A 26,626-nucleotide genomic window follows, 5' to 3' on the forward strand; every position below is an offset into this window, starting at 1 on the left:
GGGTCGGCGGGGGCGCCGGCCGCCGCGTGGCGGGCGGCGGTGCGGACGTCAGCCACGACGGCGCCCCGGCACGGCGGCGGCGAGGTCGAGGCGGCCCTCGAGGTGGGCGCCGACGAGGTAGCCGACGCCGGCGAGCAGGAGGGCGAGCAGGAACCAGCCGAAGCCGCCGACGGCGGCGACGAGGGCGAGGAGCAGACCGGCGAAGAGCCCGACGATCGAGGTGGGCACGGGATGGCCTCCGGGGGAAGGGGGGGGTGGCCCACCGGCCGGGTCGACGGGTCGACCGGCCGGTGGGACCAGCGGGGGGAGTCGGTTCAGGCGGCGCCGGGCGCGGCGAGGTCCTCGACGAAGACCTCCACCGGCACGGACACGACCGCGGCGAGGGCCGCGTGGACCTGCTGCGCGACGGGGCGCAGGGCTGCGTCGGAGCGCAGGACGACGTGGACCTCGACGTGGTCCTCGTCGAGCTTCACGCCGGTGACCCGGCGGCCGGGCAGGTACGTCGCGACCTCGCCGAAGCGGCCCTCGTGCAGGCGCACGACACCGGGCACGGCCAGGACGAGCGCGGCGATCACGTCGGCAGGGCTCTCGACGACGGGGCTCTCGACGACAGGGCTCCCGCCGGCGAAGTTCTCGACGGCAGGGCTCTGGTCAGCGGGGGTCGCGCCGAAGGGGGTGCCGCCGGCGGGGCTGCTCACCGGACGCGGGGTGCGGCGTCGGCGTCCTCGTCGGCGTCGTCGGAGGGCAGGTGGACGTCGGCGACGGTGATGTCGACCTCGGTGACCTGCAGCCCGGTCATGCGCTCGACCGCGCTGATGACGTTGCGGCGCACGCCGGCCGCGAGGTCGGCGATGGGGACGCCGTACTCGGCGATGAGGTCGATGTCGACGGCGGCCTGGGTCTCGCCGACCTCGACGGAGATGCCCTGGGCGTGGTTCACGCGGCCGCCGGGGATGCGCTCGCGCAGGGCGCCGACGGCGCGGGCCGCCCCGCCGCCGAGGGAGTGCACGCCGGAGACGTCCTTCGCGGCGAGACCGGCGATCTTGCTGACCACGGTGTCCGCGATGGACGTGGTGCCGTGGTGGGAGGCGAGGGTGCCGTCGCGCTCGACGGCGAGGGCGGAACCGCGGGTGGCCACGGACGCGGGGGTGGCCTTGGTCTGCTCGCTCACGGGGGACTCCTGGGTGGTCGTGGAACGGGGGGACGGACCGCCGGGCGCCACCGGGAGGGCGGCGCCGCGGTGCTGCGGTCACACCCCTTCAGAGCGCCGGCGGGCCCGATCGTCCCGGTCGCCGGCGGGTGATCCGGCTCACACCACACGGGTGCCCCACGGCGACGGGCACGGAGTTGCCCTTCGCCGGGCGTTCTGATTCTGTCTCCACCACCCGTCCAGATCATGAGCTGGACACCGCGTGGAAGGTCGTGGCGTGGACCCGGACAGCCCCGGGAGCTCCACCGCGGAACCCGCGGACGGCCCCGAGGCCGGTCCCGTCCCCGACGAGGTCCTGACGCGTCGCGCCGCCCTGGGCGACAAGGCGGCCTTCGCCGAGCTCATGGGCCGCCTCGGCCCGGGCCTCTACCGCTACCTGCTGCGCCTGCTGGACGACCGCGGCGACGCCGACGACTGCGTCCAGGAGACGCTGCTCGCCGCGTGGAAGGGGCTCCCCGGCTTCCGCGGGGAGTCGTCGGTGCGCACGTGGCTGTTCGTCCTGGGCCGCCACGAGGCGCAGGCCGTGCTGCGCAGGCGGGCCCGCGTGCCCGCCTCAGGCAGCGTCCCGGTCGTCGACGTGCACGAGGCCGCGGCCGACCTGCGGGATCTGCGCGCGGACCCGGAGGGTGACACGATCAGCGTGGAGCTGCTCGCAGCTCTCGACGCGAGCCTGCTGCTGCTGCCGGAACGGCAGCGCAGCGTCTGGATCCTGCGCGAGGTCGAGGACCTCTCGTACGCGGAGATCGCCGAGGTCGTCCAGACGACCCCCGCGGCGGTCCGGGGCCTGCTGCAGCGGGCGCGCACCACGATCGCGACGACGTTGGAGGACTGGCGGTGACCGAGGACAGCACCCCCACGCCGGGGCGGGAGCGCTCGACCCGCCGCGGCTCCACGCGGGCCGCCGAGGCGACGCTGCTGCTGCGCCAGCACACCGACGCGGGCTGGACCGCGATCGAGGGCACCGTGATCGCCCGCGCCCTCGCCGCCTTCCGCCCGTCCGCACCCGTGCGGGGGCGGCACGACCTGGGCGACTTCCTCGTCGCCTCCGACGTGGTCGTCGCGCGGCTGCGCGAGGCCGTCGACGCGGTCCGCGGCGGCGCCGCCCAGCGGATCACGTGCTCGACCGGGGAGCGCGACGAGCTGGAGCAGGTGACGATCCAGCTCGTCGCCGCCTACGGCCCGCCGCTGCTGGACCTGGCCGACGCCGTGCACGTGGTGGCGCTGGCCTGCCTGCAGGAGCTGCTGGGCACGCTGGCCCCCACCGGCGAGCAGGTGCGCGTGCACGTCCACATCGGCGACGTCTCGGACGACCCCCGCGTCGTCAGCTGACCCGGCTCAGGCCGACGTGGCGTGCTGGGCGAGCCAGGGAGCGTCGACGGGGCGGGCGAGGTGGTCCAGGACGGTGCCCCCGCCGGACACGAGGAACGTCTCGGACTCCTGCCGCACGCCCCAGGCGTCGGCCCGGCTGCCGTCCTCGTCGGGCAGCGCCAGCAGGCCCTCCGCACCGCTCGCGGCCAGCGCCTCCCGGCACGCGTCCGGGGACGGGGTGGTGGCGAGCCCCACGATCCGCACGCCCCCGGCCAGCAGGTCCTGCTGCACCGAGGACAGCAGCCGCAGCTGCTCGCGGCAGTGGGCGGCGCCCGGGGTCCACACGCTCAGGAGCACCGGCCCGCCGCGCCACGACCGCAGGTCGAACCACGAACCGTCGAGCGCCCGGCCCGCCAGCGGCGGCGCGAGCGCCCCGACGAGGGAGTCGTGCGTCGCGACCCGCACGCCCGCGTAGGCGGTGCCGCCTGCGAGCCCTGCCGCGACGAGGCTCGCGAGCACCACCCGGCGCGGGGCGAGGGCCAGCCGCGCCGGGAGGGGTCCCGGTGCGGGGGGCGGGACCCGGCCGCGCACGGTCAGGACCCGGAGCGGGGGCCGACGTCCTCCTGCCGGCCGCCGAGCTCGGGCTCGCCCCACACGTGGTCGAGCAGGTTCTTGCTGTGCTCGCCCGTCGGGGTGTCGTGGTCGGCGATCTCCGGGTGGTGCAGGTCGAACGCCGGGCGCTCCGAGCGGATGCGGGGCAGCGAGGTGAAGTTGTGCCGCGGCGGCGGGCACGACGTGGCCCACTCCAGCGAGTTCCCGTAGCCCCACGGGTCGTCCACCTCGACCCGCTCGCCGTGGCGGGCGGTCTGGTAGACGTTCCAGAGGAACGGGACGAACGACAGGCCCAGGACGAAGGACCCGATCGTCGAGATCTGGTTCAGCGTCGTGAACCCCTCCCCGGGCAGGTAGTCCGCGTACCGGCGGGGCATCCCGGCCGCGCCCAGCCAGTGCTGGACGAGGAACGTCGTGTGGAAGCCCACGAACAGCAGCCAGAAGTGGATCTTCCCCAGGCGCTCGTCGAGCATCTTGCCCGTGAGCTTCGGCCACCAGAAGTGGAACCCGGCGAACATCGCGAACACCACGGTGCCGAAGACGACGTAGTGGAAGTGCGCGACGACGAAGTACGTGTCGGAGAGCTGGAAGTCCAGCGGCGGCGCGCCGAGGATGACGCCCGTCAGCCCGCCGAACAGGAACGTCACCAGGAAGCCGACGGCCCACAGCAGAGGCGTGTCGAAGGTCAGCGACCCGCGCCACATCGTCCCGATCCACGTGAAGAACTTCAGCCCGGTCGGCACGGCGATGAGCATGGTCATGAACGCGAAGAACGGCAGCACGACCTTGCCCGTCACGTACATGTGGTGCGCCCACACGACGGTCGCCAGCCCGGCGATCGAGATGGTCGCGAACACGAGGCCCTTGTAGCCGAACACCGGCTTGCGGCTGAACACCGGGAGGATCTCGGTGATGATGCCGAAGAACGGCAGGGCGATGATGTAGACCTCGGGGTGGCCGAAGAACCAGAACAGGTGCTGCCAGAGGATCGGCCCGCCGTTCGCGGCCTCGAACACGTGGGCCCCCATCACCCGGTCCGCCGCCAGCGCCAGCAGCGCGGCCGCCAGCACCGGGAACGCCATGAGGATCAGGACGCTGGTGATCAGCGTGTTCCAGGTGAAGATCGGCATCCGGAACATGGTCATGCCGGGGGCGCGCATGCAGATGATCGTGGTGATGAAGTTGACCGCGCCGAGGATCGTGCCGAACCCGGAGAACGCCAGGCCCATGACCCAGAGGTTCCCACCGAGACCCGGCGTGTGGACCACGTCGGACAGCGGCGCGTAGGCGAACCAGCCGAACGACGCGGCCCCACCGGGGGTGATGAACCCCGCCCCCACCAGCAGCCCCCCGAAGAGGAACAGCCAGTACGCGAACATGTTCAGCCGCGGGAACGCGACGTCCGGGGCGCCGATCTGCAGCGGCATGATCGCGTTGGCGAAGGCCGAGAACAGCGGCGTCGCGAACAGCAGCAGCATGAGCGTGCCGTGCATCGTGAACGCCTGGTTGTACTCGTTCTTGGTGTTGAAGACCTGCATGCCCGGCTCGAACAGCTCGGCGCGGATCAGCAGCGCCATGACGCCGGCCGCGAGGAACCAGGCGAACGCGGTGACGAAGTACAGGTTGCCGATCACCTTGTGGTCGGTGCTGGACAGCCAGCCCGCGATCGTGGAGCCGCGGCGCGCCGGGACGGGCGTGCCGAGCGGCTGGGTGGTGGTCGGGACCTCGCGACGGGTGCCGGGGATCGTGGTCAAGGGTCGCCTCCGCAGGGAGCGCCGTCGATCCGCGCTTCTGCAGACGTCGTGCGGGAAGGGTTCCGCACGAGGGGGCCGGGCGCAAGACCGGACCGGCGCCCCGCGGGGGAGCTCAGTCGAGCAGGGACTCCAGCACGTCGGCGAGGCCGTCCGCCTCGACCCGGCCGGTCACCTCGTCGGCCGCCGCCTGCACCTCGGCGGGGGCGTTGCCCATGGCCACGCCCCGGCCGGCCCAGCGCAGCATCTCGACGTCGTTGCGGCCGTCGCCGACGGCGACCGTGTCGGCGAGGTCCACGTCCAGGCGCAGGCGCACCTCCTCCAGCGCGGAGGCCTTCGTGATGCCGTCCGGCGCGAGGTCGAGCCACGCGGTCCAGCCCACCGAGTAGGCGACGCCGTGCAGGCCGACGCCGTCGACGAGGTCCAGAAACTCCTGCGAGGTGTGCTCGGGGCTGCGCACGACGACCCGCATGACGGGCTCGGTGAACAGGTCGGCGAAGCTCACGACTTCCATCTCCCCCGTCAGCTCGCCGTCGGGGAAGGGTGCGGTGACCTTGAAGCCGCGGCCGAGGACCTCGACGGCGAACAGCCCGGCCGGCAGGTGCTCGCGCAGCGCGGTCGCCACCGAGGACGGGTCGAAGGTGTGCAGGGAGACGGTCTGGTACCCGGCCTCCTGGCTGGAGTCCAGGCGGACGGTCGCCGCGCCGTTGCTGCAGACGACGTAGCCCTCGTCCAGGCCCAGGCGCTGCACCACCGGCAGGGTGCCGTGCAGCGAGCGGCCGGTCGCGACGACGACGTGCGCACCGCTCTTGGCCAGGCGCTGCACGGCCTCGCGGACGCGGTCGCTCAGCCGCTCGTCGTGGTCGACGATGGTCCCGTCGACGTCCAGGCCGACCAGCAGGGTGCTCACCCTCCGACGATAGTTCCCGCCCGCCCCGCGCGGCGCCCCGGTGCGCGGGGCCGGCGGTCCGGCCTCGCGGGCGGGGGCCGTCAGGAGGTCGCGGCGACCGAGTACGCGACCTCCCGCTGGGCCTCGTGCTCCGCGAGCCGCGCGAGCAGGGCGGCGCGGACGTCCTCGTAGGTGTCGGGACCCAGCGGCAGGCGCAGCGCGGTCGAGCCGGAGTCCACGTGGTCGATCATCGCCTGCACGAGCTTGCCGGGGTCGCTGGGCAGGGGGAACGCCCCGTCGGCCAGGGCGCGGCGGACGTCGCCCGCCGGCGTGCGGTCGTACTCGGGCATCACCGGTGCGCGGTCCAGCCCGGCCCCGAAGCCGGTCGGGGTGGCGCCGGGTTCGACGATGGTGACGGTGATCCCGAAGGGCGCGACCTCGGCGGCGAGGGTCTGCGCGAAGCCCTCGATCCCCCACTTCGAGGCGTGGTAGTAGCTGAAGTTCGGGTAGGTGGTCTGCCCGCCGGCGGTCGAGACCTGCAGGACGCGGCCGCCGCCCTGCGCCCGCAGGTGGGGCAGGGCCGCCCGCACGACGTGGATCGAGCCCAGCAGGTTCGTCGCCACGACCCGCTCGACCTGCTCGTCGGAGGCCTCCTCCACGGACGCGAAGACGCCGTACCCGGCGTTGTTGACGACCACGTCGACCGTCCCGAGGTCGGCGAAGGCCCGGTCGACGACGGTGCGGACCGCCGCGGGGTCGGTGACGTCGAGCCGCTCGACCCAGAGCCGGTCGCCGTGCTGCTCCCGGAGGTCGTCGAGCGCGGCCGGGGTCCGCAGCGTCGCGGCGACCCGGTCCCCGCGCGCGAGCAGCCGCTCGGTCAGCAGGCGGCCGAACCCCGACGACGTCCCCGTGATGAACCACGTGCTCATGGGTGCCTCTCCGTCGCCGGCACGGTGCCGGTGACGTCGCGACGCTAGGAGTTCGAGTGGACTCGAGGTCAAGCGCCGGCGCTGCGCCGGTGACGACGACGGACGGATGCACGTCCGCGATCGGCGAGGCCGGGGTGCGGCGACGCCGGGATCGAGCGGCCCGAGTGCGGCTGAGCCGCCGCCGTCAGGCGACGGGCGTGAGGACGTCGAGGCCCAGGAACGGCCGCAGCGCCTCGGGGACCCGGACGGAGCCGTCGGCCTGCTGGTGGTTCTCGAGGATCGCGACGAGCCAGCGGGTCGTGGCCAGCGTGCCGTTCAGCGTGGCGACGGGGCGCGTGGTGGTCTGCTGCGAGCCGTCGGCCGCGGGCACGCGCTCGCGGATCGACAGGCGCCGCGCCTGGAACGTCGTGCAGTTCGACGTCGAGGTGAGCTCGCGGTAGCGGCCCTGCGAGGGGACCCACGCCTCGCAGTCGAACTTGCGGGCCGCCGACGAGCCGAGGTCGCCGGCCGCCGTGTCGATGACGCGGTAGGGCACCTCGACCGCGGCGAGCATCTCCTCCTCGAAGGCCAGCAGGCGCTGGTGCTCGGCCGCGGCGTCCTCCGCGCGGCAGTAGGAGAACATCTCGACCTTGTGGAACTGGTGCACGCGGATGATGCCGCGGGTGTCCTTGCCGTAGGAGCCGGCCTCGCGGCGGTAGCAGGCCGACCAACCCGCGTAGCGCTTCGGCCCGTTCGACAGGTCGAGGATCTCGTCGGAGTGGTACCCGGCGAGCGCCACCTCCGAGGTGCCCGTGAGGTACAGGTCGTCCTCGGCCAGGTGGTAGATCTCCGAGGCGTGCGCGCCGAGGAACCCGGTGCCCGCCATGACCTCCGGCTTGACCAGCGTCGGGGTGATCATCGGCGTGAACCCGGCCGCGGTGGCGCGCGCGACGGCCATGTTCAGCAGGGCCAGCTCCAGCAGCGCGCCGACGCCCGTGAGGAAGTAGAACCGCGAGCCGGACACCTTGGTGCCGCGCTCGACGTCGATCGCCCCGAGCAGCTCGCCCAGGTCGAGGTGGTCGCGCCACGCGTCCAGGCCCTCGGGCAGCTCGGGCACCCGCCCGACCTCCCTGACGACGACGTAGTCGTCCTCACCGCCCGGCGGGACGCCGTCCAGGACGACGTTGGGGATGCGGCGCAGCTCCTCGTCGAACTCCGCGCCGCGCGCGTCGGACTCGGCCTGCGCGGCCTTGACCTGCTCCGAGAGCTCCTTGACCGCGGCGAGCAGGGCCTGCTTCTCCTCGCCCTTCGCGGCGGCCACGGCCTTGCCGCGGGACTTCTGCTCCGCGCGCAGCCGCTCGAACTCGGCGATCGACGCGCGGCGCGCGACGTCGGCCGCCAGGACCCGGTCGACGGCGCTCTCGTCCTCGCCGCGGGCGCGCTGGCTGGCGCGGACCGCCTCCGGGTCGTCCCTCAGCTGTCGCAGGTCGATCACGCAGACGACCCTAACGCGTGGCCCCCGCCGCCTCCGCGTCGATTCCCGGCGCGAAGGCGCCGAACTCCAGCGAGCACGCGACGGCGGCCGCCAGCTCGCTCGCGGCGTCCCACACGTGCACACCCGTCGTCGCGATGCTGAGCAGCAGGACCTCCCCCGGGCGCGGGTGCGCGACGTGCACCTCGAAGCGGCCCAGCAGCGTGGCGTCGAGGCCGGGCAGCGCCACCTCCTCCCACGACGTCGCGACGACGGCGGGCCCGCAGGGCAGCGCGACCTCGCGCGCGTCGGGCGAGCCGGCCCCGTGCAGGGCCGCGACGTCGGGCAGGCCGCCCGCCAGGGTGGCGAGCGAGAGCGTGAAGTGCGCCAGGCCGCCGGCGCCGTCGTCGAGGGAGCCGAGGGCCGCCAGCTCCAGGCGGGTCCCGGGCTCGTCGGTCGCCAGCTGCCGCAGCAGACCGCCGACGGGGGCCGCGCCGGGGCCGCCCTCCCCCGCCTCCCCGACGTCACCGGCCTCCCCGACGGCACCGACCGCGTGCAGGGCCGCGGGCAGCACGAGCCGCACCTCGCCGCCCGAGCCCACGACGTGGCGGCCGTCGCGCGGGGCGGGGAGGCGGGCGGGCACGGGGTCTCCTGGTGGTTCGTCGGTGCTGGTGGACGGGGCTGTCGGACGGGGCTCGTGATCCGGTGCTCCGCGGGGAGCGGGGCGTGCTCCCGTGATCGGCAGCGCCCGGCCCGGCCCGGAGCGCGCGGCGCCCGCGTCACCGGCACGGCCCTGCGGCACCACCCGTTCGGCCCGGCCGGCGGGCCGGGCGGGCGCCCCGCCGTGATCCCCACCGCGCGGGCGGGGGCCGCCGCCCGGCTACCGTGAGCGGATGACGGCCGCGGAGATCCTCGACTCGACCGTCGTGGCCGTGGTCCTCGCCGTGCTCCTCGTGGTGGTCTCGACCCTCTTCGTGCGCGAGCGCCGCGCCCACCGCCGCGACCGCGTCGTCGCCGCCGCGGAGCTGGCCCAGGTGCCCCCGGGACGGGCCGCCGCGGCCGCCGGCGAGGACGCCCGGAGCGCGCCCACCCTGCCCCGCGCGGGCATCGTCGTGAACCCGACGAAGTTCGCCGACCTCGACGAGGAGGCCCTGCGGCGCCGCCAGGCCTACGTCGCCGCGGCGTTCCGCTCGCACGGCTGGGACGACCCGCTGTGGTTCGAGACGACCGCGGAGGAGACGGGCGGCGCGCAGGCCCGCGAGGCCCTGGGCCAGGGCGTCGCGATCGTGCTCGCGTGCGGCGGGGACGGCACCGTCCGCGCCGTCGCCGAGTCCATGACGGGCACGGGCGTGCCGATGGGCCTGCTGCCCGCGGGGACCGGGAACCTGCTGGCGCGCAACCTCGACCTGCCGCACACCGACCTCGCCCGGGCCCTGGACGTGACGTTCTCCGCACCCGACCACGCCGTCGACGTCGGGTGGCTGGAGGTCGACCGGACCGGTTCCGACCGCGACCCCGAGCGCCACCTGTTCCTCGTCATGGCCGGCCTCGGCTTCGACGCGGCGATGATGGCCGGCGTCGAGGACCGCCTGAAGCGGCGCATCGGCTACGGCGCCTACGTCGTCTCCGGCGTCCGCGCGCTGTACGGCCCGCAGGCCAAGGTGCGGATGCGGGTGGAGGACGGCGAGACCGCGAGCCTGCGCACGCGCGGCATCATCGTCGGCAACTGCGGCAAGCTCACGAAGAACCTCGTCCTCATGCCGGACGCGCGCATCGACGACGGCTACCTCGACGCGGTCGTCCTGTCCCCGCGCGGCGGGATCGGCTGGGGCGAGGTCTTCTTCGCCATCCTCACGCGCGACCGCAAGGGCCAGCGCCGCGTGCAGCACTCCCGCGGGCGCAGCGTCGAGGTCTGGTGCGAGCAGCCGCAGGAGGTGCAGCTCGACGGCGACCCGATCGGCCCGGCGCGCCGGCTGCGCATGGAGGTCGAGCCCGGCGTCCTGCTGGTGCGGACCCCGACCGTCCCCTGACGGCCACCCCTCAGACGGCCACCCCTCGGACGGCCACCCCTCGGACGGCTCTCCCTCAGACGGCGAGGGTCCCCGCCGCGAACGAGGCCCGGTCGAGCTGGCGCGCGGTCCGCGAGGCCAGCGCCACAGCGCCGTCGCGCAGCGCGGCGGGCAGGTCCGGGCGGGGCGTCTGCCAGACCGCGCTGACCACCCACTCCGCCCCCGTCGCGGTCACGACGGGCACGACGAGGACCGACGCCGCGTTCAGCCGCTCCACGTGGGCCTGGTCGAGCACGGCGCTGGTGAGGGTGTCGGGCACCCAGACCGGCCGCTGGGTGCGGATGGCGCGGGCCACGCCGCTGAGGTCGCCGGCGTGGACCGTGAACGCCGACGCGTCCACGGGCAGCCCGCGCTGGGTCAGCAGGCCCCACGCGCCGCCGTCGGGGTCGGTCGGGCCCGTCACGAGCAGGACGTCGGCGCCGAGCAGGTCGATGGTCGCGTCCGCCAGGGCCTCCAGCAGCTCGCCGTGGCGCTCGACGCGGTCCAGCTCGGGCAGGACCTGCAGCAGCGACTGCAGGCGCGGCAGGACCGAGGACGCCTCGGCGGCCTGCAGGTGCTCGACGGCGAGCCCCGCGAGGGCGGCGAGCAGGTCGAGCTGGTGCGGCAGCAGCGGCCCGGGCTCGGGCGAGGACACGCACAGGACGCCGAGCACCCGGCCCCGCGGGTCGACCAGCGGCGCGCCGGCGTAGGAGCGCATGCCGGCGCGGGCCGCGGCGCCGCCGGCCCAGCGGGGGTCGAGCAGCAGGTCGGGCACCTCGACGACGGTGCGGCCCAGCACGGCCTGCGAGCAGGGCAGCTCCTCGCGCGGGCCGCCCGGGCCGGGGTCGCCGTGCCCGGCCAGGACGCGCACGAGGTCCTCGTCGACGACGGTCACGGCCCCGGTGGGCACGCCGCACAGCGTCGCCGCGAGCGCGGACAGGGTGTCGAAGAACGGCTTGGACGCCTGGATGAGGGGAACGACGTGGCGGACGTCGGCCAGGCGCTGCTCCTCGCCGGGCAGCAGCGCGGACGAGCGGGACGGCAGCGCGGACGGCTCGGGCCCCTGCAGGGCCGTGAGCAGCTCGTCGGCGGGGACGGGGCGCGAGAAGTGGAAGCCCTGCAGCACGTCGACGCCCAGGCGCGTCATGAGGCCGGCCGTGCGGGCGTCCTCGACGCCCTCCGCGACGACCTCCATGCTCAGGCGGTGCCCGAGGTCGACGAGGGCCCGCACGATGGCGGCGTCGGAGGCCGTGTGCGGGGCCGCGTCGACGAAGGTGCGGTCGATCTTCAGCTCGTCGACGTCGAGCTCGCGCAGCATGGTCAGCGACGTGTAGCCCGTGCCGAAGTCGTCGATGGAGATGCGGGCGCCGGCCGCGCGCAGCGCCGAGAGCAGCTCCGCGGCCCGGTGCGGGTCCTCGAGCAGGGCGCTCTCGGTGACCTCGAGCGTCAGCACCGACGGCGGCAGCTCGTGGGCGTCCAGGACGTCCTGGACGGTGGCGAGGAAGGACTCCTCGGCCAGGACGGGGGCGGCGACGTTGACGGAGACGCCGAGGTCGTGACCGGCGGCGCGCCAAGCGGCGGTCTGCGCGACGGCCGTGCGCAGCACCCACTCGGTCAGGCCGAGGATCGCCTGGCTGCGCTCGGCCAGCGGCACGAAGGCGCCGGGCCCCAGCAGCCCGCGCTCGGGGTGCTGCCAGCGCACGAGGGCCTCGACCCCGACGAGGCGGCCGCCACCGGCCGCGACGAGGGGCTGGTAGTGCACCCGCAGCTCACCGGCGGCGATCGCGGCCGGCAGCTGGGCGTGCAGGGCCAGCGCCTCGACGTCCAGGACGGCGGCCCCCTCCGCCAGGGCGACCCGGGAGGGCGCCCCGGCCGCGGTGACCAGGGCGACGTCGGCGGCGGCGAGCAGCTCCTCGAGGTCGGTGCCGTGGTCGGGCACGCACGCCACGCCGACGCTGGTCTCGGGACGGACCTCGAGCCCGCGCGCCCCCAGCCGGACGGGCTGCTGCAGCGCGGCCTGCACGGCGCGGCCCTGGCGCTCGCCGAGGCTCAGCCCGGCGTCGGCGAGGGAGTCGGAGTAACCGAGGGGGACGGGCCGCACGACGGCGAGGGTGTCGTGGTCGATGCGGGCGACGACGGCCCCCTCGAGGCGGGAGAGGCGGCGGGCGGCCTCGGCCAGCAGCTCCAGCGCCGAGTCCGCACCCAGCGCGAGGCGCAGGTCGCGGAGGTCGTCGAAGTGGACGACGGAGACCGTGGCGGCCGTGTCGTAGCCGGCCAGCGACGTCAGCCAGCCCGCGCACTCCTCGGCCAGCCCGGTCCGGTTGGCCACGTCGAGGACGGGGTCCTGGGTGCTGCGGCGGCGACCCTGCTCCAGCAGGGAGTGCACGAGGACGGCGGGGGTCGTCACGAGGACGACGACGAGCACCACCACGAGGACGGGCAGCGTCGCCCCGCCGGTGGGCACCACCCACACGAGGGCGATGGCGACGGTGACGGCGACGGCGAGGGCCACGGCCGAGCAGACGACGCCCGCCGCGCTCCTGGAGGGGCGCCCCTGCGGGAGGTTCGCTCGGCTCGTCACGTCAGACACACCTGGGTCATCGGGTCACACCACCAGCCTCTCGATGGTCTGAACGGATGATCTAGAAGTAACGCGGTGATGCACGGTAACGCCGGTGGCCCCGCGAGGACACCCCCCGTGACGATCCGCAGGTCAGACGCGCGCCGCTCAGCCGGCGGCGCCGCCCCGCAGGCGGTCCAGCCAGGCCTGGGCGCTCGCGAAGGCCTCGTCGCTGGGCCCGCTGCCCGTCACGGCGTGCCCGCCGTCGGAGCGGGGGTAGCTGCCGACGAAGCGGACCCGCTCGCACACGCGGTGCAGCCCCATGAGGGCCTCGCCGACCCGCGCGTCACCCACGTGCCCGTCGCAGTCGATGGAGAAGCAGTAGCGGCCCAGGGCGTCACCGGAGGGGCGCGACTCGATCCGCGTCAGGTTGATCCCGCGCGTGACGAACTGCTCCAGGGCCTCGACGAGGGCACCCGGGCGCTCCTCGCGCAGGAACACGACGAGGGAGGTCTTGTCGTCGCCCGTGGGCGCCGGGGCCGGGCCGACGCCGGGCCGCGAGAGCAGGACGAAGCGCGTCTGGGCGCCCTCGCGGTCCTCGATGCGCTCGGCGAGGACGTCGAGGCCGAAGCGGCGCGCGGCGAAGGGCGCGCAGATGGCGGCGTCGAAGCCGGCCGGGACCCCGTCGGAAACCTCCAGCGCCAGGGACTCGGCCGCGGCGGCCGTGGAGGAGGCGGGCACGTAGGCCGCGCCGGGCACGGCCGCGTGCAGCCAGCGCCGCACCTGCGCGTAGGCGTGCGTGTGGGTGCTGACCGTGCGCACGTCCGCGAGCGCCGTCCCGGGCCGGACGGCGAGGACGAAGCTCACGGGCAGGACGACCTCGGCGACGACCACGAGGGGCTCGCCCACGGCGAGGCCGTCGAGGGTCGCGGGCACGCCGCCCTCGACGGAGTTCTCGATGGGGACGCAGCCGACGTCGGCACGTCCGGTGCGCACGGCGTCGATCGTGGCGTCCACGCTGGCCATGGCCTCCGCGGGCGCGTCCGGCACGACGGTGCGCAGGGCCGCCTCGGAGAAGGTCCCCACCGGCCCGAAGAACGCGTACCGCAGGGCGGTGGGTGCGGACGGGGTGGACGGGGTCTCGGGCACGGTCGAGCACAGTAGCCCGGCGACCGGGGCCGCCGGGCCCGACCGCACCCGGCGTCCCCCGTCTGCCCGCGGCTCAGCTGGCGCGCTTGAGGCGCCGCTCGTTCCACGCGCTCTCGCGCTGCTCCTCGGTGAGCCCGCCCCAGACCCCGTAGCTCTCCTTGTGCCGCAGGACGTGCTCGCGGCACTGGCGCAGGACGGGGCACTCGGCGCAGACGGCCAGCGCCGCGGCGTCGCGGTGCTGGCGCGAGGCGCCCCGTTCGAGCTCGGGGTGGAAGAAGAGCTCCGGATCCGCGTCGCGGCAGGAGCCGGCCAGCTGCCACTCCCAGGCGTCGACGGTCGGTCGCAGTCCACGTGTCGTGTCGTTCACGGTCCCCCCTCAGTGGTGCTGACGGCGATGCGTCGTGAGCCGTCTTTGCCCCGGAGGTCAGAACCTTAAACGCTAAGCGACGGATTAGTCACGGGCTGTGATTGGCGCCCGGCGTGTCCCCGGATTGTCAACCCCCGCGCTGGGCCCTTCGGGTGAGCCCGGACGGGGCGTCACCACGCGGTGCAGCACCACCAGGGCGGCGATGGTCCACCAGAGGTCGCCGTTCTGCACGATGCGCGCCAGGACCGTCGGCACGGTCGCCGAGGCCAGCAGGCCGGCCCCCACCCACGGCCACGCGACCCACAGCGCCGCCAGCTGCACCGCGGCGATCACCACCCGCCGCCGCACGCGCCCGTCGCCCACCACGGCCGCGAGCACCAGCAGGCCCCAGTGCACGTGGTGCAGCCACGAGACGGGCGAGACGAGGATCGCGACCATCCCGCACGCAGCGGCCTCGCCCACGAGCGAGCCGCGGCGGTGCATCGAGCGCGCGACGCCGTACGCCAGCACCCCGGCCGTCAGGGCGAGCACGACCCACAGCGCCTGCGTCAGGCCGTCGGGGAGGTACAGCCGCAGCAGCGCCCCGCGCAGCGACTGGTTGGACGAGCCCGCGTTGGGGCCGAGGCGGTCGGAGGACAGCAGCGCCGACGTCCAGTACTCCGCGGACGCCTCGGGCGCGACGAGGAACGTGCCCAGCGTGACCGCGACGGCCGCCGCGACGGCGTTGCGCAGCTCCCGCCACTGCCGCGTGACGGCGAAGTGGACGAGGAAGACGCCCGGCGTCAGCTTGATCGCGACGGCGACGCCGATGAGCGCGCCGCGCGGCCAGCGGACGTGGCGGCCCGCGATCGTGATGCCGTCGCGCCCGCGGACCACGTCGAGCAGGCAGAGCGCGACGAGCACCGCGTTGACCTGGCCGAAGCGGATGCCCTCCCCGATCGGGGAGATCCACACGCACGCCGCCGCCACGGCCCCCTGCGCGAGCCCGGCCCGCGCACCGGCGCGCTCCAGCAGCGGCCGGAAGGCCAGCCCGACCGTGAACCACAGCAGCGCCAGCTGGAACGCCGTCCACAGCCAGCCCGCGACGCCGAACGGCACGAGCGCGAGCGGGATCGCCAGCACGGCCGAGAACGTCGGGTAGGTGAAGGGCAGGAGCTGGGGCACCTCGGTCTCGAAGAGGTACACCGGGCGGCCGATCAGCAGGCTGCGGCCGGCCTCGCGGTAGACCTCGAGGTCGACCTGCCACTGGTCGTCGGGGTAGGCCACCAGGTACCGGTGGACGATCGGCGCCGCCGCGAGCAGCAGCAGCAGGACGCCCAGCACCCGCCACCCGACGCGACCGCTCCGCTCCGTCTGCACGGTGGCGATCCTGCCGCAGGTCTGCACCGGACTCGCCCACCCGCCCCCCGCGGGAGGCCCGCGCGCCGCCCGCGCTCTCCTAGCCTGGGGCCGTGCCGCCGTCCCGACGCCTCCTGCCCCACCCGTCCGCGACCGCCCGCGTCCTCGCGCTGCTGGGCGCTGTCGTCGCGCTGCTCGGGCTCCTGGGCGCGACCCCGGCCCGGGCGGCGACCCAGACGGCCACCCGGGCGGCGACCCAGACTGCCTCGGGCCTGGCCACGCACCCGCTCGTCCTCGTGGGCACGGGCGGCGTCAGCTGGTCGGACGTGTCGGCGTCGGCGACCCCGGCGCTCGCGGGGATGGCCGACGGCGGGGCGGTCGGCACGGTCGCGGTCCGCTCGGTGTTCACGGCCGCCTGCCCCGGCGACGGCTGGCTCGCGCTGTCCTCGGGCCGCCGCGCGACCGACTCGGCCGGGACGTCCGCGGAGCACGTCAACGCGCCCTGCGCGCCGATCGCGCCGGTCCGCGACGGCGTCCAGCCGGACTTCGCCGCCTACACCGCGATCGCCGCGCGCGGCACCTACGGCGCGACCCCCGGGCTGCTCGGGCCGGCGCTGGCCGGCGGCGGGGTGAGCACCGCGGCGCTGGGGCCCGGTGCGGGCGTCGCCCTGGCCGGGCCGGACGGCCGGGTCGCGGGCACCGTCGTGGACCCCGGCGGCGCGGGCTGGGAGCCCGCCGCGCTGGGCGCGGCCGTCGCGGAGCAGCTCGCGGCCGGGACGATGGTCGTGGTCGTCGACGCGGGCGCCGTGCGCGACCCGGCGGACCTGCCCCGCGAGGAGGCCGCCCCCGCCGCGAGCCGGGCGGAGCAGGTCGCGCTCGTCGACGCGCGCGTCGCCGCGGTGCAGGCCGCCGTCGCGGCCGCGGCGGGCGACCCGACGCTGCTCGTCGCCTCGATCGCCGACGCGGGCCGCACGCCCCACCTGCAGTTCGCCGCCGCCACGGGCCCGGCGCCCGGCGGCGGCCGCTACGACGGGCTGCTCGGCAGCCGCTCCACCCGGCAGACGGGCATCCTGCAGACGACCGACCTGGCCCCCACCGTGCTCGCGCTCGCGCTGGGCAGCGACACGGCGACCGCGGGCCTCGTGGGCGCCCCCGTCACCGCGACCGACGCGGACGCCTCCGCCGCGGACCGCGTCGGCAAGGTCCGCGACCTCGACCTGGCCGCGCAGGCCATCCAGCCGCTGGTCCCGCCGTTCGTGGTGGCCTGGGTGCTGTCGCAGATCGTCCTGTTCGTCGTCGCGACCATCGCGCTGCGGCGCGCTTGGGGCGGGACCCACGTGCGCCCGCGGGTGCTCGCGTGGCTGCGCCGCGTGGCCGTCGTGTTCGGCGCGGTCCCGGCCTCGACCTACCTCGCCAACACGATCCCGTGGTGGCGGGCCGGCTCGGGGACGGGCTCGCACCTGCTCGCGGTCACGGCCGCCGTGGCCCTCTTCGTCGCGGTCCTCACGGCGCTGGCGCTGCTCGGGCCGTGGCGGCAGCACCCGCTGGGGCCGATGGGCTTCGTCGGCACGGCGACCGCGCTGGTCCTCGCCGTCGACGTGGCGACCGGCTCGCGGCTCGTGACGTCGAGCCTCATCGGCCTGCAGCCCGTGGTGGCCGGGCGCTTCTACGGCCTGGGCAACCCGCAGTTCGCGCTGTTCGCCGTCGGGACCCTGCTGCTGACCGTGGCGGTGGCCGACCGGCTGCTGCTGACGGGCCACCGCCGCGCGGCCACGGCCTCCGTCGTCGTCCTCGGCCTCGCCGCCACGGCCGTCGACGGCGTCCTCGGCAGCGACTTCGGCGGGCCGCCGGCGATCATCCCGGCGTTCGGGCTGCTCGCGCTGCTCGTCGCGGGCGTGCGCGTCACGTGGCAGCGCGTCCTGGTCATCGCGGCGGGGACGGTGCTGGCGATCGCGCTGATCGCCGTGGCGGACTGGCTGCGGCCCACCGACGACCAGACCCACCTCGGGCGCTTCGTCACGACCCTGCTGGACGGCGGGGCGTGGCAGGTCGTCGAGCGCAAGGCCTCGCAGAACCTGCGCATCCTCGTCGGCTCGTGGTTCACCGTCGTGCTGCCGTTCGCGGCCGCCTTCATCGGCTGGGTGCTCATGCGCCCGTCCGCGCTGGGGGTCTCGGCGCTGCAGCGCACCTACGACCGCCACCCGGTCGTGAAGTCGGGCGCCGTCGCGCTGCTCGTCCTGCTGGGCATCGGCTTCGTGGTCAACGACTCGGGGACCGCGGTGCCCGCCGCGGGCGCGATGCTCGCCGTGCCGCTGCTGCTCGCGGCCTGCACGCGGGTGCTCGAGACGCCCGGGGAGGCCGCGGCGCCCGCGGCGGGGGACGTGCCCGCCGGCGTGCGCTGACCTGCCGGGTCGGGCCGCGGGACCGGCCGCGCTACTCTTGTCGAGAATCGTTCCCATCGTCAGGAAGAGCCTCATGCCCCGCGCCGCGACCGCCCGCCCCCGCACCTCCGTCGTCGCGGGGGGAGCCGTCGCGACGGCCCTGCTGCTGACCGGCTGCGGGGGCGGCTCGACGACCGGCGCGGAGACCGGCGGGCTGAGCGTCGTGGCCTCGACCGACGTCTACGGCAGCATCGCGAGCGCCGTCGCGGGCGACGCCGCCACCGTGACCTCGATCATCACCGACCCGTCCGCGGACCCGCACTCCTACGAGGCGAACACCCGCACGCAGCTGGAGCTCTCCCGCGCCGACGTGGTCGTGGAGAACGGCGGCGGCTACGACGACTTCGTCGACACGATGCTGAAGGCCGCGGACAACCCCGGCGTGGCGGTCGTCAACGCGGTCGACGTCTCGGGCAAGGCGGCCGCCGCGGGCGAGGAGCTGAACGAGCACGTCTGGTACGACGTGCCGACCGTGCGCAAGGTCGCCGCCGCGATCGAGGCCGCGCTGGCGAAGGCCTCCCCCGACGACGCCGCGACCTTCGCCGCCAACGCGGCCGCCTTCGACGCGCAGCTCGCCACCCTGGAGCAGACCACCGCCACCGACGCCGCCGCGACGACCGGCGCGCCCGTGGCCATCACCGAGCCCGTCCCCGGCTACCTGCTGGACGCGCTCGGCGCGGTCGAGAAGACCCCCGTGGAGTTCTCCGAGGCCATCGAGGAGGACACCGACGTCCCCGTCGACGTCCTGCAGGAGACACTGGCCCTGTTCACCGACCGGCAGGTGCGGGCCCTCGTGTACAACGAGCAGACGAGCGGACCGCAGACGGAGCAGGTGCTCGCGGCGGCCCGCGACGCGGGGATCGCCGTCGTGCCCGTCACCGAGACGCTCCCCGAGGGCAAGGACTACACCCAGTGGATGACCGAGAACGTCGAGGCGGTCGCGGCGGCCCTGCGGCCGTGAGACCGCCGGCGCTGCGGCTGCGCGGCGCCGGGCTCGCCTTCGGCGACCGCCGGCTGTGGTCGGGCCTCGACCTCGACGTCGAGCCCGGCGAGTTCGTCGCCGTCCTCGGCGCCAACGGCGCCGGCAAGACCAGCCTGCTCAAGGTCGTCCTCGGCCAGCGGCCCCTGTCCGCCGGGACCATCGAGGTCGCCGGGCGGCCCGTGCGCCGCGGCGGCCGCGACATCGGCTACGTCCCCCAGCAGCGCGGCCTGGAGCCGACCACGCCCCTGCGGGCCCGCGACTTCGTCCGCCTGGGCCTGGACGGGCACCGCTGGGGCCCGCTGCTGCCGAGCCGGCGCGCGGACGCGGCCGTCGACCGCGTCCTGGCCGCCGTCGGCGCGACCTCCTACGCCGACGCCCCCGTCGGCCGGCTCTCGGGCGGCGAGCAGCAGCGGCTGCGCGTGGCCCAGGGCATCGTGGGCGACCCGGCGCTGCTGCTGTGCGACGAGCCCCTGCTGTCCCTGGACCTGCACCACGCCCAGGCCGTCAGCCGCCTCGTCGACCGCTGCCGCCACGACTCCGGCGCCGCGGTCCTCTTCGTCACCCACGACATCAACCCCGTGCTGCCCTACGTCGACCGCGTCCTGTACCTCGCGGCGGGCGCCTTCCGCATCGGCCCGCCCGCCGAGGTCATGACGTCGGCGACGCTGTCGGAGCTCTACGGCAGCCCCGTCGAGGTCGTCGAGTCCGGCGGCCGGCTGCTGGTCGTCGGGGGCGCCGCCCCCAGTCCCCACCCCCACGAGGAGGTCGCGACGTGAGCGCGGGCACCGGCTGGAACGACGTCTTCGACTTCCGCGACTACGGCGCGCTGCTCGACCTCGTCCACAACTCGCTCTACGCGGGCGCCCTGCTCGGGCTCGTCGGCGGGCTCGTCGGGGTCTTCGTCGTCGCGCGCGACCTGCCGTTCGCGGTGCACGGCATCAGCGAGCTGAGCTTCGCGGGCGCCGCGGCCGCGCTGCTGCTGGGCGTGAACGTCGTCGTCGGCTCGCTGGTCGGCTCCGTGCTGGCCGCGGTCCTGTTCGGCGTGCTCGGCGTGCGGGCGAAGGAGCACAACTCCGCCATCGGCGTGCTCATGCCGTTCGGCCTGGGCCTCGGCGTGCTGTTCCTCGCGCTCTACCAGGGCCGCTCGGCCAACAAGTTCGGTCTGCTCACGGGCCAGATCGTGGCCGTGGACGACCCGCAGCTGGTCTCGCTCGCGGTCATCGCCGCCGTCGTCGTCGCGGCGCTCGCGGTGGTCTGGCGGCCGCTGCTGTTCGCGAGCCTGGACCCGGAGCTGGCGGCCGCGCGCGGCGTGCCCGTGCGGGTCCTCTCGCCCGTGTTCATGCTCGTGCTCGGGCTCGCCGTGGCCATGAGCGTGCAGATCGTGGGGGCGCTGCTCGTGCTGGCCCTGCTCGTGACGCCCGCCGCCGCGGCCGTGCGGGTCAGCGCGTCACCGTTCCTCGTGCCCGTGCTGAGCGTCGCCTTCGCCGTCACCGCGGTCGTCGGCGGGACCCTGCTCGCGCTCGGCTCGAGCATCCCCATCAGCCCGTACGTCACGACGGTGTCGTTCGCCATCTACCTGGCGTGCCGGCTCGTGGGCCGGGTGCGGCGCCCCGCCGCGCGGGCGGGTGCGCCCGCGCCCGCTGCGGCGCACGCGCACTGAGGACGCTCAGCTCGTCGCGTACCCGTGCTCCGCGTCGACCACGTGGAGCAGCTCCTCGCCCGCGGTGAAGCGCTGCAGCTGCTCCAGCAGCAGGCCCTGCAGGCGCAGGAGGAAGTCCTCGGAGTCGCCCGCGAGGTGCGGGGAGACGATCGCGCGCGGCTCGTCCCACCAGGGGCTGTCCGCGGGCAGCGGCTCGACCGTGAAGACGTCCAGGGCGACGCCGGAGAGGCGGCCGCGCTTCACGGCGGTCAGCAGGGCCTCCTCGTCGACGACGGGGCCGCGGCCCACGTTGACGAAGACCGCCGACGGCTTCATGGCCGCGATGACCTCGGCGCTCACCAGGCCCTCGGTCGCGGTGGTCAGCGGCGCGGTCACGACGACGACGTCGTACTCGCCCACGATCGAGGCCAGGTCACCCGGCGCGTGCAGGGCGCCGAAGGGCGCCGCGGCGGGCCGGGGCTCGCGCACCACGCCGTCCACGGAGACGCCCATCGCGTCGAGCAGCCGGCCGGTCGCGGTGCCGATCGAGCCGGCGCCCACGACGAGGCCGCGCGTGCCCGCGAGGCTGCGCGTGCGGCGGTGGCGCCAGCGGGAGGCGCCCTGCAGGCGGACGGTCGCGGGGACGTCCTTGAGCAGCGCCAGCACGCAGGTCAGGACGTACTCGGCCATGTCGACGTCGAGCACGCCGCGGGAGCAGGTGAGCGTCGCCGGGTGCCCGAGCAGGCCGGGGAAGAGCAGCCGGTCGGGGCCCGCGCTCGTGGTGTGGACCCAGCGCAGGCGGGGGAGGCCGCCCGTGGCCGCGAGGGCCTCGTCGAAGGACGCCTCGAAGCCCGGGACCACGCAGTTCCAGACGACCACGGCGTCGGCCTCGGCGAGCGCCGCGGCGAGGCCGTTGCTGGCCGGGTGCAACCGGCGGACCTGTGCGCGCGAGGCCAGGGCGTCCAGCTCGGGGTCGGCGGCGTCGGCGATGACGAGCAGGTCGGGGCGGTCGGTCATGCGTCGAGCATGACGGGTCCCGGGGACCGGTGGCGCCCACCGGTCCCCCGGACGGGCGACGAGACGCCCGTTCCGCGACGCTCAGTGCTGGGACAACCACCCGTAGGGAGCGGCGACCTCGTCCGCGGCGGCTGGGCCCCAGGACCCGGGCGCGTAGGGGTGCAGGTCGGGGCGGTGCTCGAGCATCGGCGTGACCACGCGCCACGCGTCGCGCAGGCCGGCGGCCGTGGTGAACAGGGCCCGGTCGCCCACGAGGACGTCGCGCAGCAGCGTCGCGTAGGCGGGCAGCGGCTCGGCGTCGGGCAGGTCGTCGAGCTCGAGGTACAGCCGCCCGGAGACCAGGTCGTCGGAGACCCCGGGGCGCCGCGCGGTGACCTGCGACCACACGGTGCCGTTGCCGCTGAGGGTGAAGGTGATGGTCTCGGGCTCGCGGACCTCGTGCTGGCGCGAGACCGGCGGGCGCAGCACGAGGGTCACGTGCTGGTGGCTCTCGGCGAGCTGCTTGCCGGTGCGCAGCACGAACGGCACGCCCCGCCAGCGGTCGGTGTCCACCCAGATCCGGGCCGCGACGAAGGTGTCGGTCGTGGAGTCGTCCGCGACGTCGGCGAGGTCGCGGTAGCCGTCGCTCTGGCCCAGGACGACCTCGGCCGGGTCGACGGGCCGGAAGCAGGCCAGGACCGACTCGCGGGCCTGCTGGAGCGCCTCGGGGCCGGGCGAGGCCGGCGGCTCGAGGGCGACCTCCGCGGCGACCTGCAGCAGGTGCGTCACGAGCATGTCGAGGGTCGCGCCCGTGGCGTCGTAGAACTGCGCGCGCTCGTCGACGCCGAGGGTCTCGGGGACGTCGATCTGCACCTGCGCGACGTGCTCGGCGCTCCAGACCTGCTCGATGAGCCGGTTGGCGAAGCGCAGCACGTGCAGCTGCTGGGTCGCCTCCTTGCCCAGGAAGTGGTCGATCCGGAAGACCTGCTCCTCGGTGAAGACGGACTGCACCAGCCGGTCGAGCTCCTCGAAGGACTCCGGGGAGGTGCCGTAGGGCTTCTCGTAGACGACGCGGGCGCCGTCGGCGAGGCCGTGGGCGGCGATCGCCCGCGTGTACGCCTCGAACGTCGACGGCGGCAGGGCGAGGTAGTGCACGAGCTGCACGTCGTCGCCCAGCTCCTCGCGCACCGACGCCAGGACGTCGAGCAGGTGGCCCGGGTCGTCCTCGCTGAACCCGCCCCCGGCGAAGCGGAGGCCGGCGCCGACGGCGTCCTGGACCTCGTCGCCGACGCCCTTGCCGAACTCCTCGAGACCGTCGCGGACGTGGCGGCGGTAGTCGTCGTCGCTGAGCTCCTTGCGGCCGCTGCCGATCAGGCGCCACTGCGCCGGGAGCAGCCCGGCGCCGGCCAGGGCGGCGAAGCCGGGCATGACCAGGCGCTTGGCCAGGTCGCCGGTGGCGCCGTAGAGGATGAAGGCGGTCGGAGGGGTGTCCTGCGAGGTGGGGGCGTCGCTCACCCGGTGAACGGTAGTCACCCCCGCCGCACCCCGCCCGGGCGGTCCCGCGCAGCCGCGGCGACGCCGCCCCGGGTCGCGGCGGTGTGATGTTGCACACGGTTGCCTGAGGACACGCTGTGCACCAAGCTCGCCCCCACCACTGCTCCGAACGGGTGAACCCCGTCGAGAGCTCCGCCCTCCAGCCCCCCACGTTCCAGCTCTGCAGGAGGACGAATGCGCCGAAGCATCCTCGGGTCCGCGGTGACCCTCAGCATCGTGGCCGCGACCCTCGTGGCCACCCAGTCCGCCTCCTCGGCCGACTCGACCCTCGCCGCCACCGCCACCACCCGCGACTACGTCGTGCTCTACGAACCCGGCACCGCCGAGACCGACGCCCGCGCCGCCATCACGGCCGCCGGCGGCACCGTCGTCTCGAGCAACGCCGAGGTCGGCTACGCCCTGGTCCGCTCCGCCGCCGCCGGGTTCGCCGCGGCCGCCGACGCGGCCCCCGCCCTCGTCGGCGCCGCCCGCAACCGCAGCATCGGCAAGGCCCCCGCCGAGGTCCGCTCCGACGCGGCCGCCGTCGAGCGCCTCACCGACGTCGAGCGCAGCGCCGCGCCGGCCGCCGGTACCGGTGCAGCCGAGAAGAAGAAGGGCGGCACGGGCGACCCCCTGTCGCCCCTGCAGTGGGACATGGCCGCGATCGGCGCCACCCCGGCCGGCTCCTACGCCGACGAGCCGGGCTCCAAGAAGGTCACCGTCGGCATCATCGACACGGGCGTCGACGGCAGCCACCCCGACATCGCGCCGAACTTCGACGCCGAGGCGAGCCGGAACTTCACCACCGACATGCCCGACATCGACGGGGCGTGCGAGGTGGCCTCCTGCGTCGACCCGGCCGACGTCGACGACGACGGCCACGGCACGCACGTCGCCAGCACCATCGGGGCTCCGCTGAACGGCATCGGGATCGCCGGCGTCGCGCCCGGGGTGGAGCTGGTGAACATCCGCGCCGGGCAGGACAGCGGGTACTTCTTCCTGCAGCCCACGCTCGACGCCCTCACCTACGCGGGCGACGCGGGCGTCGACGTCGTGAACATGAGCTTCTACGTCGACCCGTGGCTCTACAACTGCTCCGCGAACCCGGCGGACTCCCCCGCCGAGCAGCAGGAGCAGCGCATCGTCGTGGAGGCCACGCAGCGCGCGCTGGACTACGCGCGCAGCAAGGGCGTCCTGCCCGTGTCCGCGTCGGGCAACGAGGCCACCGACCTCGGCGCCCCCGGCGTCGACGCCTCGAGCCCCGACTACCCCGTCGACGCGAAGGGCAACCCCACGGCGGCCCGGCAGCGGACCATCGACAACTCCACGTGCCTCAACGTCCCGGCCGAGAGCGGCGGCGTCGTCACCGTGAACTCGACGGGCCCCTCGGGCCGCAAGGCGTACTACTCCAACTACGGCACCGAGCAGTCCGACGTGTCGGCCCCGGGCGGGGACGCCTACGACACCGCCAACGGCCGCCTCGACCCGAAGGGTGAGGTCCTGGCCGCCTACCCGGCGCACCTCGCGATCGCCAACGGCGACGTGGACGCGGCGGGCAACCCGACGTCGGCCATGGTCGTGAAGGACTGCGACGGCGACGTGTGCGGGTACTACCAGTACCTGCAGGGGACCTCGATGGCCGCGCCGCACGCCGCCGGCGTCGCCGCGCTGATCGTCAGCCGGTACGGGAAGAAGGACCCCGCGCACCCCGGGACGCTCACGCTGCCCGCGGCGCTGACGGAGCAGATCCTGCTCGGCACGGCCACGGACGTCGCGTGCCCCGTGCCCGCGCAGTTCACCTACCGCCGGGTCCCGGCGAAGGGCGCAGCCGTGACCACCACCGCGACCTGCGCCGGCCCGGCCGACGACAACGGCTTCTACGGCCAGGGCGTGGTGAACGCGCTCAGCGCGGTCTCCTGACCGTCGTGTCCTGACCAGCACGCCTCGCGAGGGCGGCGTCCCGGATCCCCGGGGCGCCGCCCTCGTGCGTTCCCCGGGACCTCCCTCGGCGGCTGGTCCGGGTGGTCACCCGTTCGCCCGTCCGGGTGACCCCGGAGGGCCGATGCGGTGACGCTGCGTGCCCGGTGCCGGGGCCCCGACCTACCGTGCTGGAGCGGGGGCCGGCCCTGCGCCGCAACGACACCGAGGACGTGCCCGTGCTCCGCACCCCCCGCGCCTGCGTCGCCACCGCCTACGCGGCCCAGGGCTTCGGCTACGCCGTCCTGCTGACGGACCTGCCGCAGCTGAAGGCCCGCCAGGGCCTCGACGACACGGCCGTCGCACTCGTCGTCCTGCTGGTCTGCGCCGCCGCCGCCGGCGGTTCGGTGCTCGCCGGGCGGATCGCCGCGGCCCGCGGCAGCCGGGCCGCGCTGCTGACCGGGCTCCTGGTCCAGGCCGCGGCGCTGCCGCTGGTGGCCCTGCCGTCCTCCACGGCCGTCCTGCTGGCCGCGCTCGCCGGCTACGGCACGGGCCTCGGGCTCGTCGACGCCGCGGCCGGGATGCAGGGCGTGCTCGTGCAGCAGCTGCGGGGCCGCCCGGTCATGGGCGGGTTCTTCGCCGCCTCGACCGGCGCGGCCGTCGCGGGGGCCCTCGTGGTCTCCGCGGGCGCGAAGGTCCCCGGCGGCGGCGCCGGGACGACGCTGCTGGTCGCCGCCGGCGTCGCGCTGACCGTCGCCGTCCTCGTGCGCGGGAGCCTCGTGCGCGGGAGCCTCGTGCGCGGTGGTCCCGTGCCCGGTGGGCGGGCCCCGGTCACCGGGCGGCGCGCCGCGTCCGCGGGCCTGCCGCGCGGGACGGTCGCGGTGTTCGGCGGCGTCGTGCTCGCGGCGTTCGCGGTCGACTCCTCCGTCAGCACCTGGAGCTCCGTCTACCTCGGCGACCACCTCGGCACGTCGGCCGCCGTCGCGCCGCTGGGCTACGCCGCCTACCAGGCCGCGACCCTGCTGACGCGGCTGGCGACGGACCGGCTCGTGCTGCGCACCGGGCGGGCGCGGCTGGTCGGCGCGACGACGGGCCTGGCCGTGCTGGGGTGCGCCGCGGTCGCCGCGCTGCCGACGACGGGTGCCGCCGTCGCGGGGTTCGCGCTGGCGGGCGTGGGGGTCGGCGCCCTGGTGCCGCTCGCGTTCAGCGCCGCGGGAGAGGCTGCGGGAGAGGGAGACGCGAGCCGGAGCGACGCCGTCGTCGCCCGCGTGAACCTCGCGTCCTACCCCGGCTCGGTGCTCGGGGCCGTGCTGGTCGGGGCCCTCGCGGCCGTGGTCGGGCTCGGGCCGGCGTTCGCCCTGCCCGCCGTGCTGCTCGTGCCGGTGGTGCTGCTCGCGGCCCGCTTCCAGCCGCGCCCGGTCACGGTGGCCCTGCCCGGGGACGCCGTGCTGCACCGGGCGTGACCCGGCGCCCGCCCGGGCCCGCGGAGGCCGCTGGGTAGGTTGGC

At 75.6% G+C, this 26,626-nt stretch carries 24 protein-coding genes; 9 read left to right on the forward strand and 15 right to left on the reverse strand.

All coding sequences use genetic code 11. From position 1 onward, the window contains the following. Positions 1-48: 48 nt before the first annotated feature. The 3 genes from F1544_RS16545 to F1544_RS16555 form a co-directional block, all read right to left on the reverse strand. Entirely contained in the window at positions 49-228 is a 180-nt protein-coding gene (locus F1544_RS16545; RefSeq protein WP_167587225.1) for a DUF2273 domain-containing protein, read from the reverse strand. An 86-nt stretch (positions 229-314) separates the two neighbouring features. Continuing rightward, positions 315-698: a hypothetical protein gene (locus F1544_RS16550; RefSeq protein WP_208972045.1), complete on the reverse strand. Its 384-nt coding sequence runs from the start codon at positions 696-698 to the stop codon at positions 315-317. Continuing rightward, positions 695-1,171 (reverse strand): Asp23/Gls24 family envelope stress response protein, encoded by a 477-nt coding sequence (locus F1544_RS16555; protein WP_308470127.1) that lies wholly within the window; start codon positions 1,169-1,171, stop codon positions 695-697. The genes F1544_RS16550 and F1544_RS16555 overlap by 4 nt, the downstream gene beginning before the upstream one ends. A gap of 256 nt (positions 1,172-1,427) precedes the next feature. Between F1544_RS16555 and F1544_RS16560 the strand changes: the two genes are divergently transcribed. Both F1544_RS16560 and F1544_RS16565 read left to right on the forward strand, forming a co-directional pair. Next, complete coding sequence (locus F1544_RS16560) at positions 1,428-2,048, forward strand: RNA polymerase sigma factor (protein ID WP_308470128.1); 621 nt, start codon at positions 1,428-1,430, stop codon at positions 2,046-2,048. Next, positions 2,045-2,539 carry a hypothetical protein gene (locus tag F1544_RS16565; RefSeq protein ID WP_167587227.1) on the forward strand — a complete coding sequence of 165 codons (495 nt, stop codon included), beginning with the start codon at positions 2,045-2,047 and terminating at the stop codon, positions 2,537-2,539. The genes F1544_RS16560 and F1544_RS16565 overlap by 4 nt, the downstream gene beginning before the upstream one ends. 6 nt (positions 2,540-2,545) lie before the next feature. Here the strand turns inward: F1544_RS16565 and F1544_RS16570 are convergent, their stop codons facing one another. From F1544_RS16570 to F1544_RS16595, 6 genes are all read right to left on the reverse strand, one after another. Continuing rightward, positions 2,546-3,109, reverse strand: coding sequence for a TlpA family protein disulfide reductase (locus F1544_RS16570; protein ID WP_167587228.1), 564 nt, complete (start codon positions 3,107-3,109; stop codon positions 2,546-2,548). A gap of 2 nt (positions 3,110-3,111) precedes the next feature. Further along, entirely contained in the window at positions 3,112-4,797 is a 1,686-nt protein-coding gene (gene ctaD / locus F1544_RS16575; RefSeq protein ID WP_373368093.1) for an aa3-type cytochrome oxidase subunit I, read from the reverse strand. A gap of 199 nt (positions 4,798-4,996) precedes the next feature. After that, positions 4,997-5,791 carry an HAD family hydrolase gene (locus F1544_RS16580; protein ID WP_308470129.1) on the reverse strand — a complete coding sequence of 265 codons (795 nt, stop codon included), beginning with the start codon at positions 5,789-5,791 and terminating at the stop codon, positions 4,997-4,999. A gap of 80 nt (positions 5,792-5,871) precedes the next feature. Further along, on the reverse strand, positions 5,872-6,699 hold the full coding sequence (locus F1544_RS16585; protein WP_167587232.1) for an SDR family oxidoreductase: 828 nt from the start codon (positions 6,697-6,699) through the stop codon (positions 5,872-5,874). A 184-nt stretch (positions 6,700-6,883) separates the two neighbouring features. Next, positions 6,884-8,173 (reverse strand): serine--tRNA ligase, encoded by a 1,290-nt coding sequence (serS, locus tag F1544_RS16590; protein WP_167587234.1) that lies wholly within the window; start codon positions 8,171-8,173, stop codon positions 6,884-6,886. A 10-nt stretch (positions 8,174-8,183) separates the two neighbouring features. Continuing rightward, on the reverse strand, positions 8,184-8,792 hold the full coding sequence (locus tag F1544_RS16595) for a hypothetical protein (protein WP_167587235.1): 609 nt from the start codon (positions 8,790-8,792) through the stop codon (positions 8,184-8,186). A 250-nt stretch (positions 8,793-9,042) separates the two neighbouring features. Here F1544_RS16595 and F1544_RS16600 point away from each other — a divergent pair, with 250 nt between their 5' ends. Then, positions 9,043-10,179 carry a diacylglycerol/lipid kinase family protein gene (locus tag F1544_RS16600; RefSeq protein WP_208972046.1) on the forward strand — a complete coding sequence of 379 codons (1,137 nt, stop codon included), beginning with the start codon at positions 9,043-9,045 and terminating at the stop codon, positions 10,177-10,179. Between the two features lie 55 nt (positions 10,180-10,234). On the opposite strand, the gene F1544_RS16605 is transcribed toward F1544_RS16600, so the two are convergent. From F1544_RS16605 to F1544_RS16620, 4 genes are all read right to left on the reverse strand, one after another. Next, positions 10,235-12,778: an EAL domain-containing protein gene (locus F1544_RS16605; RefSeq protein ID WP_167587236.1), complete on the reverse strand. Its 2,544-nt coding sequence runs from the start codon at positions 12,776-12,778 to the stop codon at positions 10,235-10,237. Between the two features lie 147 nt (positions 12,779-12,925). After that, positions 12,926-13,906: a prephenate dehydratase gene (gene pheA / locus F1544_RS16610; protein WP_308470130.1), complete on the reverse strand. Its 981-nt coding sequence runs from the start codon at positions 13,904-13,906 to the stop codon at positions 12,926-12,928. Between the two features lie 73 nt (positions 13,907-13,979). Continuing rightward, a complete protein-coding gene (locus F1544_RS16615) occupies positions 13,980-14,273 on the reverse strand; it encodes a WhiB family transcriptional regulator (protein ID WP_167587237.1) in 294 nt (97 codons plus the stop codon). Between the two features lie 84 nt (positions 14,274-14,357). Continuing rightward, positions 14,358-15,632: a glycosyltransferase 87 family protein gene (locus F1544_RS16620; RefSeq protein WP_167587238.1), complete on the reverse strand. Its 1,275-nt coding sequence runs from the start codon at positions 15,630-15,632 to the stop codon at positions 14,358-14,360. A gap of 92 nt (positions 15,633-15,724) precedes the next feature. Between F1544_RS16620 and F1544_RS16625 the strand changes: the two genes are divergently transcribed. The 4 genes from F1544_RS16625 (at position 15,725) to F1544_RS16640 (ending at position 20,694) form a co-directional block, all read left to right on the forward strand. After that, positions 15,725-18,013 carry a hypothetical protein gene (locus tag F1544_RS16625; RefSeq protein ID WP_167587239.1) on the forward strand — a complete coding sequence of 763 codons (2,289 nt, stop codon included), beginning with the start codon at positions 15,725-15,727 and terminating at the stop codon, positions 18,011-18,013. 73 nt (positions 18,014-18,086) lie between these two features. After that, entirely contained in the window at positions 18,087-19,013 is a 927-nt protein-coding gene (locus F1544_RS16630; protein WP_167587240.1) for a metal ABC transporter solute-binding protein, Zn/Mn family, read from the forward strand. Then, positions 19,010-19,810 carry a metal ABC transporter ATP-binding protein gene (locus tag F1544_RS16635; RefSeq protein WP_167587241.1) on the forward strand — a complete coding sequence of 267 codons (801 nt, stop codon included), beginning with the start codon at positions 19,010-19,012 and terminating at the stop codon, positions 19,808-19,810. Before F1544_RS16630 ends, F1544_RS16635 begins: the two co-directional genes overlap by 4 nt. Beyond that, entirely contained in the window at positions 19,807-20,694 is an 888-nt protein-coding gene (locus tag F1544_RS16640; protein ID WP_167587242.1) for a metal ABC transporter permease, read from the forward strand. Before F1544_RS16635 ends, F1544_RS16640 begins: the two co-directional genes overlap by 4 nt. A 6-nt stretch (positions 20,695-20,700) precedes the next feature. Here F1544_RS16640 and F1544_RS16645 read toward each other — a convergent pair whose 3' ends face one another. Together F1544_RS16645 and F1544_RS16650 are read right to left on the reverse strand one after the other, a co-directional pair. Continuing rightward, positions 20,701-21,690, reverse strand: a complete 990-nt coding sequence (locus F1544_RS16645) for a D-2-hydroxyacid dehydrogenase (RefSeq protein ID WP_167587243.1) — start codon at positions 21,688-21,690, stop codon at positions 20,701-20,703. An 81-nt stretch (positions 21,691-21,771) separates the two neighbouring features. Next, a complete protein-coding gene (locus tag F1544_RS16650; protein ID WP_308470131.1) occupies positions 21,772-23,184 on the reverse strand; it encodes a glucose-6-phosphate dehydrogenase in 1,413 nt (470 codons plus the stop codon). Between the two features lie 213 nt (positions 23,185-23,397). Here F1544_RS16650 and F1544_RS16655 point away from each other — a divergent pair, with 213 nt between their 5' ends. Further along, positions 23,398-25,122 carry a S8 family serine peptidase gene (locus F1544_RS16655; protein WP_167587244.1) on the forward strand — a complete coding sequence of 575 codons (1,725 nt, stop codon included), beginning with the start codon at positions 23,398-23,400 and terminating at the stop codon, positions 25,120-25,122. A 236-nt stretch (positions 25,123-25,358) separates the two neighbouring features. Further along, positions 25,359-26,582: an MFS transporter gene (locus F1544_RS16660; protein WP_167587245.1), complete on the forward strand. Its 1,224-nt coding sequence runs from the start codon at positions 25,359-25,361 to the stop codon at positions 26,580-26,582. Positions 26,583-26,626 lie beyond the last annotated feature (44 nt).

It is taken from the genome of Kineococcus rubinsiae (assembly GCF_011839805.1).
GTDB lineage: Bacteria > Actinomycetota > Actinomycetes > Actinomycetales > Kineococcaceae > Kineococcus > Kineococcus rubinsiae.